The sequence below is a fragment of the Betaproteobacteria bacterium genome, from assembly GCA_016713305.1.
Classification (GTDB): domain Bacteria; phylum Pseudomonadota; class Gammaproteobacteria; order Burkholderiales.
In genome coordinates this window covers 248,729-261,437 of the sequence record JADJPK010000010.1, presented here as the reverse complement: position 1 = coordinate 261,437, position 12,709 = coordinate 248,729, and the positions used below count along the sequence as shown (strand labels likewise).

Annotated in this window: 14 protein-coding genes; 11 read left to right on the top strand and 3 right to left on the bottom strand. The window is 67.7% G+C overall.

The genetic code is table 11. The features are described 5' to 3' along the window. Positions 1-77 precede the first annotated feature (77 nt). A complete protein-coding gene (locus IPK20_15225; protein ID MBK8017937.1) occupies positions 78-374 on the top strand; it encodes a hypothetical protein in 297 nt (98 codons plus the stop codon). Between the two features lie 46 nt (positions 375-420). On the opposite strand, the gene IPK20_15220 is transcribed toward IPK20_15225, so the two are convergent. After that, positions 421-633: a DUF465 domain-containing protein gene (locus tag IPK20_15220; GenBank protein ID MBK8017936.1), complete on the bottom strand. Its 213-nt coding sequence runs from the start codon at positions 631-633 to the stop codon at positions 421-423. After that, positions 633-1,322 carry an intradiol ring-cleavage dioxygenase gene (locus tag IPK20_15215; GenBank protein MBK8017935.1) on the bottom strand — a complete coding sequence of 230 codons (690 nt, stop codon included), beginning with the start codon at positions 1,320-1,322 and terminating at the stop codon, positions 633-635. Before IPK20_15215 ends, IPK20_15220 begins: the two co-directional genes overlap by 1 nt. 245 nt (positions 1,323-1,567) lie before the next feature. Between IPK20_15215 and IPK20_15210 the strand changes: the two genes are divergently transcribed. The 10 genes from IPK20_15210 to IPK20_15165 are packed head-to-tail and all read left to right on the top strand — an operon-like array spanning position 1,568 to position 11,813. Then, the gene (locus IPK20_15210; protein MBK8017934.1) at positions 1,568-2,323 is read left to right on the top strand and encodes an energy transducer TonB; all 756 of its coding nucleotides are present in this window, start codon (positions 1,568-1,570) and stop codon (positions 2,321-2,323) included. After that, positions 2,320-4,113: a DUF2341 domain-containing protein gene (locus IPK20_15205; protein MBK8017933.1), complete on the top strand. Its 1,794-nt coding sequence runs from the start codon at positions 2,320-2,322 to the stop codon at positions 4,111-4,113. The genes IPK20_15210 and IPK20_15205 overlap by 4 nt, the downstream gene beginning before the upstream one ends. 2 nt (positions 4,114-4,115) lie before the next feature. Then, positions 4,116-4,520: a biopolymer transporter ExbD gene (locus tag IPK20_15200; GenBank protein ID MBK8017932.1), complete on the top strand. Its 405-nt coding sequence runs from the start codon at positions 4,116-4,118 to the stop codon at positions 4,518-4,520. A 5-nt stretch (positions 4,521-4,525) separates the two neighbouring features. Next, on the top strand, positions 4,526-5,851 hold the full coding sequence (locus tag IPK20_15195) for a V-type ATP synthase subunit B (GenBank protein ID MBK8017931.1): 1,326 nt from the start codon (positions 4,526-4,528) through the stop codon (positions 5,849-5,851). Positions 5,852-5,855: 4 nt separating this feature from the next. Beyond that, the gene (locus tag IPK20_15190) at positions 5,856-8,237 is read left to right on the top strand and encodes a hypothetical protein (GenBank protein ID MBK8017930.1); all 2,382 of its coding nucleotides are present in this window, start codon (positions 5,856-5,858) and stop codon (positions 8,235-8,237) included. Then, complete coding sequence (locus IPK20_15185; protein MBK8017929.1) at positions 8,225-8,677, top strand: ATP synthase subunit C; 453 nt, start codon at positions 8,225-8,227, stop codon at positions 8,675-8,677. The genes IPK20_15190 and IPK20_15185 overlap by 13 nt, the downstream gene beginning before the upstream one ends. Next, positions 8,674-9,102 carry a hypothetical protein gene (locus tag IPK20_15180; protein MBK8017928.1) on the top strand — a complete coding sequence of 143 codons (429 nt, stop codon included), beginning with the start codon at positions 8,674-8,676 and terminating at the stop codon, positions 9,100-9,102. Before IPK20_15185 ends, IPK20_15180 begins: the two co-directional genes overlap by 4 nt. Further along, positions 9,065-9,310, top strand: a complete 246-nt coding sequence (locus IPK20_15175; GenBank protein MBK8017927.1) for a hypothetical protein — start codon at positions 9,065-9,067, stop codon at positions 9,308-9,310. The genes IPK20_15180 and IPK20_15175 overlap by 38 nt, the downstream gene beginning before the upstream one ends. A 3-nt stretch (positions 9,311-9,313) precedes the next feature. Next, positions 9,314-9,988, top strand: a complete 675-nt coding sequence (locus tag IPK20_15170; GenBank protein MBK8017926.1) for a hypothetical protein — start codon at positions 9,314-9,316, stop codon at positions 9,986-9,988. Continuing rightward, positions 9,981-11,813 carry a V-type ATP synthase subunit A gene (locus IPK20_15165; GenBank protein MBK8017925.1) on the top strand — a complete coding sequence of 611 codons (1,833 nt, stop codon included), beginning with the start codon at positions 9,981-9,983 and terminating at the stop codon, positions 11,811-11,813. The genes IPK20_15170 and IPK20_15165 overlap by 8 nt, the downstream gene beginning before the upstream one ends. Here IPK20_15165 and IPK20_15160 read toward each other — a convergent pair. Further along, the gene (locus IPK20_15160) at positions 11,807-12,523 is read right to left on the bottom strand and encodes an RraA family protein (GenBank protein ID MBK8017924.1); all 717 of its coding nucleotides are present in this window, start codon (positions 12,521-12,523) and stop codon (positions 11,807-11,809) included. The two genes, IPK20_15165 and IPK20_15160, sit on opposite strands and share 7 nt — an antisense overlap. Positions 12,524-12,709: the final 186 nt, after the last annotated feature.

The window sequence follows — 12,709 nt, the reverse complement described above, 5'->3', positions numbered from 1 at the left end:
AGGCTCCGGCCCGGCATCGCAAGACGCCCGGACCTCTTGCCCCGGGCGATTCCGCTCGTTCAGGAGATGATTCGAACATGCAAATGCGTTTTGAGGGAATGCTGATCGCGGGAGCAGCGGCCGTCCTGTCGATGATGCCATTCGCCGCCGGTGCCGGCGATCTCGAACGGGGCGCCGCCCTGCACGACACGTTCTGCATCATGTGCCATTCGCCCGAGCTGTATGGTCGCGACGACCGCGTGGCCAACAACTACATGGAGATCCGGCAGCAGGTGGAGCGCTGGCAGGGCAACGCCAAGCTGCGCTGGTCGGCCCACGACATCGAGAGCGTGGCCGACTACCTGGCAGAGAAGTACTACAAGGTCGCCCGCTGATCCGCGGACCGAGCGGGCGGGCCGGAAAGCCGCCCGTGCGGACCCCTCAGGCCGGCGTGTCGGGGTCGAGCTGCCGCTCCAGCCACGACATCTGGTCCTTGAGCAGCAGCTTGCGGCGCTTCAGCCGCTTCAACTGCAGTTCGTCGTGCAACGGGGTTTCCCCCAGACGCGCGATGGCCTGATCCAGATCGCGGTGTTCCATGCGCAGCGCCTCCAGGCGGTGCAGGATCGCTTCGAAGGCTTCCGGTTCGCCATCCATCAAGGTTTTCCGTTGGCGGGGGTGATCCCCAGGACGATGTCGAATCGGCCCAGGAGGGCGCTGCCGGGATTCGGAGACGGCTCCAGCCGGACGACGAGCAACTGCCTCGCCCGCCGGTCCTCGATGCCGTTCAGCAGGAAGTCCGTCGCGTTCTCCGGAGCGCCGCGCAGATACATCTGGGTATAGAACGTCTGTTGCCCCGGAACCTTTACCGCGAAATGAACGTGGGGAGCACGCCCGGGGTACGGCAGAGGCCGGACGGTGCGGAAGCGATAAGCGCCGCCAGCGTCCGAAACCGTGCTGCCGAATCCCTGGAAATTCGGGTCCACAGGCAGATCCGAATCGTCGTCGGGATGGTGATACCGGCCGTGGCCGTTGACCTGCCAGATTTCCAGCCGCACCCCGTCGATGGGCTTTCCGGCGGCATCCACGACGTGTCCGGCAATATCCAGAATGGTTCCGTGCGCGACACCCGGGCGCCCTGCCATGGTCACGAGATCATTGTCGCGGTCCAGCGGCAGGGTCGCCGGGTAGAAGGGGCCGCGCATCTGCGAGGGAGTAAGGGGGAGCGCCGCCAGAGCCGGCGCGCAAGCCAGGACGGCTGCGATGCCGCAGCCCGTTGCCACCCATCGCCGCCTCTGCGGGTCCCGAATGCCCGCGCCCTCGTTCACCCTGTCGACTGCTTCCACGCCGCCCCCGATTCGCCTCCCCTGGAGTTTATCCCGGGCGGTGGGCGGGAGCCACGCATCGGCGGACAGGATCCCTGCCGGCCGGCTCCCCCTACGATCCAGCGATGTCTCGCCTGGTCGCGGGCTCCCTGCGCGGGACTTCGTTTGAGCGAAATCAAAAGTGCGACGGACCTGCGAACAATTCCCTTGATGACACGGGAGTAACTCCCGAGAAGCGGGCAGGGGAATCTGGCAACGTCTCTGCCATGAGGATGAACTCGCCGGCCTTCTGGACACGGGCCTACTGGCTGGGTGCCGCGACGCTCGTGGCATCGGGGGCCGTCGCGTTCAAGCACGTGGTCGACTCGCCCGGGGCCGCCTGGCATCGGGACGCGATGCGGATCACCTTGCTCGCACCTCCCGCGCCTGCGCCGGCGATTCCCCCCGTGCCGGTGCCGGAGACCCATGTGGAAGTCCCGCCGCGTCCTGTTCCTCAGGAGGATTTCGCCGTTCCGGAGATTGCCGCTGTGCCTCCCGCCGCCCACCTCGGGTCGCCGGATGCCGGCTCTGCTGCAGAAGGCCTGGGAATGGAGGGCGACACGAGCCCGGGCCAGGACTCGTTCGGCCTCGTCGGCCGGCAGCCTGGTGTCACCGATCCCAATGCGCGCGGTTCTTCGACAGGCGTTCGCGGGCTCGGGGGCGGTGCAGGGACGGCGACGATCGTCGATCCGCAGGCGCTGGAGCGCTACGTGATCGCCCTGTCGAAGCGGTTGAGCCGGGACCAGGTCTATCCCCGGCGCGCGCAGCAGGACGGGCGCGAAGGAACGGCGCTCGTCGAAGTACTCGTGTCCGCGGACGCGAAGATCGTGCAGGTGGCATTGGCGCGGTCCAGCGGCGTCTCCGCGCTCGATGACGAAGCCCTCGCGAAGCTGCGCCGGCTGCGTTCGTTGCCGGAGCCGCCCGAGGAAGTGATCGGGCGCAATTTCACCGTGATCGTACCCATCGAGTTCAAACTACAGTGACTGGCAATCTCCCGGCAGCGGCCTCGCGTTCGCGCCCGAATCTCGGAGCGTTTCTCACGCTGCTTGCAACGCTCCTGGCACTGCTCGGCGCCGCGGAGCCGGCATGGGGCTGGTGGAACGGCGAGTGGGCCTATCGCAAGAAGATCGTGGTCGATGCCTCTGCCGCTGGAGTGGCGCTGCCGGGTTCTCCGGTCGCCCTCGTTGCGATACCCCTCAGGCTCACGCTTGCGAATTTCAGTTTTGCCGATGCGCGTCCGGACGGAGCCGACGTTCGATTCGTGGCGGGCGACGATGCCACGCCTCTGAAGTTCCATATCGAGAAGTTCAGCGGTCCGGAGGAAATGGCCGTCGTCTGGGTGCTGCTTCCCGCCCTCGGATCCAGGCCGGAATCGATCTGGATGTATCACGGCAATCCCAAGGCCTCGCCCGGATCCGATGCGGGCGGCACCTACGATCCGGCCACTGCGGGCGTGTTCCACTTTTCCGTGGACGAGACCCTGCCCCGGGACTCGAGCGCCTATGGCAACCACGCTTCCGCGAGCACGGCACGCTCCGGCGAGCCCGGTGTCATCGGGAGCGCCGTTTCGTTCGATTCCAAGTCCGCCGTCGTGATTCCCGCAGCCCCGTCCACTGCCTGGGCGCAGGAGCACGGATTCACCGCGAGCCTGTGGCTGCGCAGCGTCTCGGATCAGCAGGGTGCCGTGTTCACCCAGGGACCTTTCGAGATCGCGCTCGAAGGAAAGAGCATCGTCGCGCGGTGGAAGCGCCCGGACGGAACGGTCGTCGCCCTGCCCGGGAAGGCAACCGTCGAAACGGGCACCTGGCACCACGTTGCCGTCGTCGTCACCACGCAACGGACGGCAATCTATCGCGATGGAAAGCTGGAGGCCGAACTCCCCGAAGGACTTCCGGGAGTGCAGGGCGACATCGTGCTCGGCGCCCATGGCGACCGGCCGGGGTTCGCGGGAGCGCTCGACGAGTTGCGCGTAGACGGTCTGGCGCGCCCCGCCGAGTGGATTGCGCTCGCCGCGCAGCAGTTCGCCGACAGCCGCCTCGCCACCGTGATCGCGGAAGAAGCAGGGACGGCCGGCTCGTACGTGGAGGTTCTCCGGGTGCTGATCCGGTCGGTGAGCCTGGACGGATGGGTGATCATCGGCTGCATCGTCGTTCTCGGCACCGTCGCGGGAGGCGCCACCGTCTCCAAGCAAGTCGAGCTCGCGCGCGCGGCCGCGGCGGACCGTGCATTCCTCGAACGGTTCCGGTCCGCCGCGAGCCTGCGCGACCTGGCCGGCGTCCAGGGCGAGGAACCGGACGCGGGCGCCTTCGACGGTTCCCTCGTCTACGCGATGTACTCGAACGGCGTGGCAGCGCTGGACCGCCTCGAGCAGCGGTCCGGCCCCGACCATGGGCGTCTGCTCAAGCCGCACGAGCTGCAGATGCTGAAATCCGCCGTGGATCAGTCGCTGGTGGAAGCCGTCAACGGGATGAATCGCGGCATGGTCCGGCTCACGCTGGCCATCAGCGGAGCGCCGTTCCTCGGGCTCCTTGGCACGGTCGTCGGCATCATGATCACCTTCGGCACCATCGCACTCGTGGGCGACGTCAACGTGAACACCATCGCGCCCGGCGTGGCCGCCGCGCTCACGACCACCGTGGCGGGTCTCGTGGTGGCGATCCCGGTCATGTTCGCCTACAACCACCTGGGCACGAAGATCCGCGAGATGACGCTGGCCTTGCAGGTCTTCGCAGAGGGTCTGGTGGCCCGGCTTGCCGCCGACTTCGAGGACTGATCATGCTCTTCTCGACGCCTACCAAGCTGTACGACGAGCTCAACGTCACGCCCCTTATGGATCTCGCGTGGAACCTGCTCATCGTCTTCATCATCATGGCCACGGCGACGGTACAGGGCATCGCGGTCAGCCTGCCCAAGGCCAGCAGTTCCCCGAGCCTCGCCAAACCGAAGACGAAGGCCGTGACGGTCGATGCCGACGGCCGTGTGTATCTGGGCACGGAAGTCGTCACGCTGGCGCAGCTCGAGTCGAAGCTCATGCAGTACCGTGCGGCGGATCCCAAGTTGCCGGTGGTGGTGAAGGGCGATTCCCGCATCCAGTACCAGCGCATGATCGAGGTGCTGGACGTGCTCAAGCGCGCGAAGATCACCGAACTGGGGCTCGTCACGCAGAACCTGGTCCGGTAGCGCCCATGCAGGGGACTGGCTGGTATCACACGGGAATCGAGGCGCTGATCGGCGACGTCGCCGTGGTGCGGGCCCGGGGCCCTTTCCTGGGGGAGATGGCCGCCGTCGGCGGCGACGGGAGCGCGGCGCGCCTCGCGCGTGTCGTTGCGCTGGATGGCGACCGGGTGTCTCTGCAGGTGTTCGCGGGCACGCGCGGTCTGTCCACGCGGGACCGCACCCGCTTCCTCGGACGTCCCATGGAAGTGACCTTCTCCGGCAACATCCTGGGCCGGGTCTTTCATGGTGATGGCCGCCCCGCCGACGGCGGCCCGGCGCTCGCAGCCGAGCCCCGGATCGTGGCAGGGGGGCCTTCGGTCAATCCGGTGGAGCGCACCCTCGCAAGAAGAATGATCCGCACCGGCATTCCCATGGTGGATGTCTTCAACTGCTTGGTCGAAAGCCAGAAGCTCCCGATCTTCGCCGCACCGGGGGAGCCGGCGCACGAACTCCTGGCGACGATCGGTTTGCAGGCGGATGCGGACGTCGTCGTGTTCGGCGGGCTCGGGCTCACGTTCGACGATGCGCAGTATTTCCTGCGTTCGTTCGACGATGCGGGCGTGCGAAACCGCACCGTCTCGTTCGTCAATCTCGGCGGCGACCCGGTCCTGGAACGGCTGCTGGTGCCGGACCTTGCCTTGACCGTCGCGGAGCGTTTCGCGGTGGATGCGGGCAAGCGTGTGCTGGTCCTGCTGACCGACATGACCGCCTATGCGGATGCACTGCGCGAGGTGGGGCTTGCCTTGGAGCGGATCCCTGCGGGACGCGGATACACCGGCGACCTCTATTCCCAGCTCGCGCGCCGCTACGAGCGTGCCTGCGACTTTCGCGATCACGGTTCCGTGACGATTCTCGCGGTCACCACCGTGCCCGGAGGCGATCTCACCCACCCCATCCCCGACAACACCGGCTACATCACCGAAGGCCAGCTCTATCTGCGCAACGGAATGATCGATCCGTTCGGTTCGCTGTCCCGTCTCAAGCAGCACGTGATCGGACACGCGACGCGGGAGGATCACGGACCGCTCGCGACCGCGCTGGTGCAGCTGTACGCCGATGCCGCCGATGCCGAGCGGAAGCGGTCCATGGCGTTCGACCTCACGGGACGGGACCGGCGGCTGCTCCGGTTCGCCGAGCGCTTCCGCGCCGTGTTCATGCACCGGTCGATCCGCCGGACGCTGGAACAGTCGCTCGACGATGGATGGCGGCTGCTGGCGGAGTGCTTCAGCCCGGAGGAATTGCCGGTGCGCGAGGCACTCCTGCGCAAGTACTTGCCGGTTTCGGCGCCCCTCTGACGCAATGGACGGTGGCAGGCTCGATCGGGCAGCGCTGGCACGGCTGCGGCAGGGACTGGCCCGGTACGAGACGGTGCTGCCGTCGCTCGAAATGAAGCGGCGCCAGATCTCGGAAGAGGTGAGCGTGGCCCGCCGGCGGCTGGTCACCATCGAACGCGAACGTGAGCGGGCGCTGGACGACGCTGCCCGGAGTGTGCCCATGGTGGCACGGTCGCCCGCACTGCCTGCGCTCGACGTGACGGCCGTGAATCTGACGCACGAATTCCGTTACGGAATCAGGCTTCCCTGCATCAGCGGCGTCACCGTGTCCGGGTTGGCGGAACGGGGGTTCCTCTCGTCACCCGTCTGGACCGACGAACTGGTCGAGTACGCACGCGCATTGACGGTCCTCGGTGTGCGGGAACGTGTCGAACGCATCCGGATTGCCCGCCTCGAACAAGCCCTGACGGAGACCGTACGCCGCGTGAACCTGTTCGAGCGCGTGCTGATTCCCGAGGTCCGAGCGAGCATCCGGCGCATTGTCGTCGCCATATCCGATGCCGGACGCGATGCGCTCGTCCGTGCCAGGCAAGCGAAGCGGCACGGCACATGGCGGGGGGGACGCGTGAGCATTGCCGCCCTGAGTCGTGCGACCGTCTGCTGTGGCGAACGCGACCGCTGGGCGGTGCTGGACGCACTGCAGACTTTCGGTCGCATGCATCTGGATCCGCCGCCCGCCCGTGACACCGGGAGCGACTCCGCGAGTCGCCGTGGCCTCATTGCATTTCTTCGAGCCGCCCCCACCCGCTCGCCCGCGGTGACCGACGATGCCGGCGAACCGGAGACGTCGGTCCTGGAGGACCGCGTCGGGGCGGTGAAGGACGAACTGCGCCGGCTCGCAGAAGAACGCGACTCCATTTCGGTGCGTCTGCGAGAGCTTGCCGTGTGGGGCGATTTCGATGGCGATGCGATGTCGTCGAGCGGATTGAATCTCTGGTTCTATCGTATGCCGCGGGATGCCTTGTCCCGGATTCCTCCGGACGTGGCGTGGCAGCAGGCCGGCGTAGACAAGGACATCGCGTGCGTCGTCGTGGCGGGCCGCGAAGAACCCGCCGGCATGCCCGGAAGATCCGTGTCCGTCGACGGGCCGGGGCCGTCCGCCCTCCGGGCGCGGCGCGACACGGTGGAAGAAAGGATGATTGCGCTGCAGGAGGAGCGTGCCGCGCTGGCGGCCTGGAGCGGCCGGCTCGAACGGGATCTGGCGAGATTCGAGGACGAATCGGAGCGCCGGGCGGTTGCAGCGGGTCCCCACCGGTTCGACGGGATCTTCGTCGTCGAAGGCTGGATTGCCCGTGCGGATCGGGACGCATTGCTGCGGGCCGTGGGTGACCGTGGCGGCGCGGCCGTCTTCCGCGAGCCGGTGGATGGCGACAATCCGCCGACGCTGCTGCAGGGAACAGAATGGAGTTCCGGCGGCCGCGCGCTGGTGCGCTTCTATCTCACGCCCGCCTACTCGGTCTGGGATCCGTCGGGCGTCGTGGCGCTGAGCTTCGTCGTGTTCTTCGGCATGATGCTCGCCGATGCGGGCTACGCACTGGTCGTGCTCGCGGGGCTGACTGCGCTCGCGCTGTCTTCCCGTCACTCCGGACGGCCACCTCTCCGCCGCGGTCTTGCCGGCGTCGCGTGGGGCGCAGGGGGATTCGCCTTCGTCTGGGGAGCGCTCTGTGGAAGCTGGTTCGGCGTGATGCCGGCGGCCGACGGCGTCGCGGGGCGCCTGCACGTGCTGCCCCTGCAGGACGCTTCGGTCGCGATGCGGGTGGCCGTGCTGACCGGCGTGGCCCACCTCATCCTTGCCAACCTGTTCACGGCCTGGCACAGGCGCGCCAGCGCAGAGGCAATCCTGGCGGTGGGCTGGATGCTCACCCTGGCTGGCGGCGCCACGCTCTGGCTGGGCGAGGGACCGTTGCGTGACAGCGCGCGTCTCGAAGCGGCCGGATGGGTGCTGCTGGTTCTCGGTGCGACTGCCCTGCTGGGTACCGCGCTGAGCCGAGGTTCGATACTGGAAAAAGCGAGTGCGGTGCTGGCACTCGGATTCCGGGCCCTGACGGCCGTCGGCGACACGCTTTCGTACCTGCGGTTGTTTGCCCTCGCCCTGGCCGGTGCGCAGCTCGGCGATGCGTTCAACGATCTGGCGCAGTCAGTCGAAGAGCACGTGCCGGCATTCGGGGCTGTGCTGGCCGGCGGAATTCTGATCGCCGGGCACGCCTTCAATCTCGGCCTGGCGACTGCGGGCGCAGTTGTCCACGGACTGAGGCTCAACTATGTCGAATTCTTCAATTGGGCGGTCTGGAGCGAGGGCACTCCTTTCCGTCCGTTTGCGAAGAGGGAGCATTCATGTCGGATCTGACGACGCAGGCGCTGGGCTGGACCGGCATCTATGGAGCGCTGGCGCTTGCTGCACTGGGGAGCATCGTGGGCTGCGCACGGGCCGGGCAGGTCGCGTGCGGTGCGTTGCTGGACGTGGATGGCGGGTACGGCAGGTACATCGGGCTGGCCGCGATGCCTGCTTCGCAGACGGTCTACGGTGTCGTCATCATGCTTGCCTTGAACCGTCCCGTGTCGGGAGAGAACGCCGGCGCGCTCTTCGCGGTCGGCATCCTTGCCGGCATCGTTCAGATGATGAGTGCGATCTACCAGGGCGAGTGCTGCGCATCCGCGATCCAGGTGGCGAAATCGAAGCACGAGATCTTCGGGTTGTCGGCTGCGCCGGCGGCGTTGGTCGAGGGCTTCGCCGTGTTCGCGCTGGCTTTTGCACTCGTGCTCGTGCAAAGGATTCCGGCAGGATGAACGCGCGCGAAACGAGATCGGGCGGAGTCGACGGGCTCATCCAACGGCTGCAGGCCGAAGGCATCGAAGCGGGCCGGAAGGAGGCGGAGCGCATCGTCGCGACCGCCCGCGCGGAAGCCGATCTGACGCGGGCGGAGGCCCGTTCCGAGGCGGACGCCCTGCTCGGAAGCGCGAGGGCAGAGACCGAGCGCGAGGCGGCTGCCGCACGCGGCGCGCTCGATCTCGCGCTGCGCGATGCCGTACTGCTCATGCGCGAGTCCATCGAAGCGCACCTTCGAACATTCCTTTTGCGGCGCGCGCGCGTGGCTCGACAACGAGGAATGGCTCCGGTCGCTTGCGTTCGAAGCTGCGGTGGCCGCAGCTGCGGGCCGGGCTGCGGAAGTGGAATTGCCCGAATCGCCGAAGCTCGATGCAACACTGCGTGACCTGCTTGCCGACGCGCTCCGCGAACAGGGCCTCGAGTTGTCCGGCCGTCCCGGTGGAAAGGGAATCCGCCTGCGGCTCGACGCGGACGGCGTTGCATTCGATCTGGACGATGATGCCATCGCGGACCTGCTGCTCGAGCGGTTGTCGCCGGCGCTCCGGCGAGTGTTCGAGCAGGCCGGTGTCGCCGTCCTGACGGGCATGGACTGACCGGTGCGGCACTCCGTTCCCTACCTGCTGATCGGCAGCCTGCCGATCATGCCGGATCTTGACCGTGCCACCGTTCTGCCCTTGTCGGAGGACAGTTTCGGGCGGCGCCTGTCCTGGCTTCACGGATCGGACGCCGCGCTGCTCCTTGCGACCGAGGACATTCTTCGCACGGATGAACGCGCCACTGCCGGAATCGACGCGCTCGCGGTGGACCGGTTCGAACGCTATCGCGAGGAAGTGCAGCCCGGTCCCATGACGGCCGTGGTGTCGCGTGAATGGGAGCGCCGCAGTGTCCTTGCCGCCCTGCGCACGCGCGGTGCAGGGCTCGCGCCTCCGGAGGGCCGGTGGTGCCCGGGTCCCTGGGCCGGGCAGTTGCGCCGCAATTGGAGCGCCCCCTCGTTCGGATCCGGCGGGCGTCTTCCGTGGCTTGCCGATGTGCGCGCACGACTCGAAGCGGGTCACGCGGGGGCGGTCCACCGTTCGATGATGCGCTTGCTGTGGGACGATCTCGCTGCGCTGCGACTGCGCGCGGGGTTCACTCTCGACAGCGTCATCGCTTACCGGCTGCAGTGGCGGATCCTCGCGCAGCGGCTCGGGGAAGACGCGGCGGCGACCCGAATCACGCTGGACACCTGGACGCGCCGTCTTGCCGACTCGGCGGATCTTTCCCATGCGTGAAGACACCGTCACTGCGACTGGCGCCGTGCTCCGCGCTACGGAGAGCCTCGTCACCGCCCGGCTCGAAAGCGGTGTCGTGCGCAAGAACGAAGAAGCGGCCGTCCGGATAGGTGACCTGCGGTTGCGTGCAGAGGTGCTGCGGGTGCGGGCGGATACGATCACGCTGCAGGTTTTCGAGGATACGTCGGGTGTCCAGGTGGGCTCGCCCGTCGAGTTCACAGGCCGGCTGCTGTCCGCCACGCTGGGACCGGGACTGCTGGGACGCATCTATGACGGCCTCCAGAACCCGCTCCGCGACATCGCCCGTATCCACGGCCATGCCCTGCCGCGCGGCTCGGAGCTGCCCGCGCTGGACGAGGCGCGGTCCTGGCTGTTCCGTGCCGAGGTGTCGGAAGGCCAGAGCGTTCAATCCGGCGCCCGGCTCGGAACGGTCCTCGAGGGCCATGTATCGCATTGTGTCCTGGCGCCTGCCGCCGTGGGGCGGGAAGCCATGGTGCGCAGGATCGTGTCGGGTCCTGTCCGCCTCTGGGATGAAGTCGCGTTGCTGGAGACACCTGCACGTGCGCAGATCTCCGTGCCGTTGGGCCGGCGTTGGCCCATGCGTGACCCCTATGGCAACGCATTCTTCGAGAGCGGTCCGGCGAGCCGATTGCTTCCTCATGAGCCGCTCGACACGGGCATGCGCGTGATCGACACCTTCTTCCCGATCGCGCGTGGCGGCACAGCCTGCATCCCGGGACCGTTCGGCGCGGGCAAGACCGTGCTGCAGTCGCTCATCGCTCGGCACAGCGTCGTGGACGTGGTGGTGATCGTGGCGTGTGGCGAACGCGCAGGGGAGGTCGTGGAAACGCTCGCGGCCTTCGAATCCCTGCCCGACCCGCGAACCGGAGGGCGGCTGATGGACCGCACGGTGATCGTGTGCAACACCTCGTCCATGCCGGTGGCTGCGCGAGAGACGTCCATGCACCTGGGACTGACCATCGGCGAGTACTACCGTCAGATGGGCCTGCAAGTGCTGATGCTTGCCGACTCGACTTCGCGCTGGGCGCAGGCGCTCAGGGAAATCTCCGGCCTGATGGAGGAGATCCCGGGCGAGGAGGCCTATCCGCCGTATCTGGACTCGAACATCCGCAGCCTGTACGACCGTGCAGGCGTACTGAGCACCCCTGAAGGCGCACAGGGCAGTCTCACGTTGATCGGAACCGTCTCGCCGGCCGGTGGCAGTTTCGAAGAACCCGTCACGCAGGCGACACTGGGAACCGTCAGATGCTTCCTGGGGCTGTCCGCAGACCGCGCCCACCGGCGCGCCTATCCGGCACTCGATCCGCTGCTGTCGTGGAGCCGCTACTTCGACTTGCTGCAGCCCTGGTTCGCCGAGCACGCCGGGCTCGATTGGCCAGACCGGGTGGACGCGATGATGCAGCGGCTGCGGCGCGGACACGAGGCCGCCGATCTCATGCGCGTGGCGGGGGAGGACGGTGTGACGCTCGACGATTTCGCTGCGTGGCTCGGCGCAAACCTCGTTGACCGGGTGATGCTGCAGCAGGACGCCTTCGATCCGGTGGACGCCTCAGTGCCGCGCCAGCGGCAGGTCGTGCTGCTGGGGCTCGTGGAGGACGCGCTCGCGCGGTGTCCCGCGTTCCCGGACCGTGAGACGGCCCACCGTCATTTCGATCGGCTGGAATCGCTTCTGCGCAACTGGAATCTGAGTCCTGACGGTTCGCCGGATCAGGCGCGCTGGCGTCGGGAGCTGGAGGAGACGGCAGGTCGCGCCACGGAACCGGTCCCCGGCGGAGAGGGCGAGGCCGCCCCCGGTCCTCAGTAACGGTTGTAGATCTCCAGGGCCTTCAGCATCGATTTGTGCTCCTTGATGATGGGCACCATCTTCGTTTCCTTGTCGGCGTACTGCTTGAGCAGTTCCACCACCCGCTCCGCCGCGCCCTGGGGCACCACCACGACGCCGTCGGCGTCGGCCACAAGGTAGTCGCCCGGGTTGACGGTGATCCCGCCGCACTGGACGGGGATCTGCTTGTCGACACTGATCATGCGTCCCACGGACGTGGCGGGGCTCACGCGCCGGGACCACACGGGGAAGCCGATCTCGCGGATCTCGGTGACGTCCCGCACCGCCCCGTCGATCACGGCACCCGCCAGGCCGCGGACCCTCGCCGTGGTGGCCATGAGATTGCCCATGGCGGCGATGTCCAGGCCGTCCTGCATCACATAGACGAGCACGCTGCCCGGCTCGGCCTGATCGAGGATCTCCAGCAGGTGGCTGCGGTACTTGCGTCCGCCGTTCTTGAGCACCGGCCGCATCAGCGCGGTGGCGGCACGCCCCACGATCTTGCCTTGCTGGATCGGCTTCATGTCCGGGTTCATCCAGCCGCGCGCGCCGGTGGCTTCGTCGACCGCATCCGCCACGTTGCCGGTGCTGTTGACGGGGTCCGCCAGCGCCGCGATCACTTCGTCGGGCGTCAGCGCATGGACGGCGGTGGGCAGGACCAGCGACAGGATCAGGAGCACGTTGCGCAGCATGGGCGTCTCGCGGTTTGAAGGGAATCGGAACCGGGCCGATGTTACCCGACCGGCGATGGGCGTTGCCCGCACCGCGAGGGAACGGGGACGCGAACGACCCGGTTCCGGCCGCGGTTGGACGTGAGATATATCAGGACACCGCTGCGGCCCGGCAGTATCCTCGCCACCGTTTCCCGTTCAGCGACC

Bases quoted from the DNA above. Each gene is read 5' to 3' on its own strand.
- IPK20_15220 (MBK8017936.1), bottom strand. From the start codon at position 633: ATGGATGGCGAACCGGAAGCCTTCGAAGCGATCCTGCACCGCCTGGAG.
- IPK20_15190 (MBK8017930.1), top strand. From the start codon at position 5,856: ATGGACGGTGGCAGGCTCGATCGGGCAGCGCTGGCACGGCTGCGGCAG.
- IPK20_15165 (MBK8017925.1), top strand. From the start codon at position 9,981: ATGCGTGAAGACACCGTCACTGCGACTGGCGCCGTGCTCCGCGCTACG.
- IPK20_15180 (MBK8017928.1), top strand. From the start codon at position 8,674: ATGAACGCGCGCGAAACGAGATCGGGCGGAGTCGACGGGCTCATCCAA.
- IPK20_15225 (MBK8017937.1), top strand. From the start codon at position 78: ATGCAAATGCGTTTTGAGGGAATGCTGATCGCGGGAGCAGCGGCCGTC.
- IPK20_15160 (MBK8017924.1), bottom strand. From the start codon at position 12,523: ATGCTGCGCAACGTGCTCCTGATCCTGTCGCTGGTCCTGCCCACCGCC.
- IPK20_15200 (MBK8017932.1), top strand. From the start codon at position 4,116: ATGCTCTTCTCGACGCCTACCAAGCTGTACGACGAGCTCAACGTCACG.
- IPK20_15185 (MBK8017929.1), top strand. From the start codon at position 8,225: ATGTCGGATCTGACGACGCAGGCGCTGGGCTGGACCGGCATCTATGGA.
- IPK20_15195 (MBK8017931.1), top strand. From the start codon at position 4,526: ATGCAGGGGACTGGCTGGTATCACACGGGAATCGAGGCGCTGATCGGC.
- IPK20_15210 (MBK8017934.1), top strand. From the start codon at position 1,568: ATGAGGATGAACTCGCCGGCCTTCTGGACACGGGCCTACTGGCTGGGT.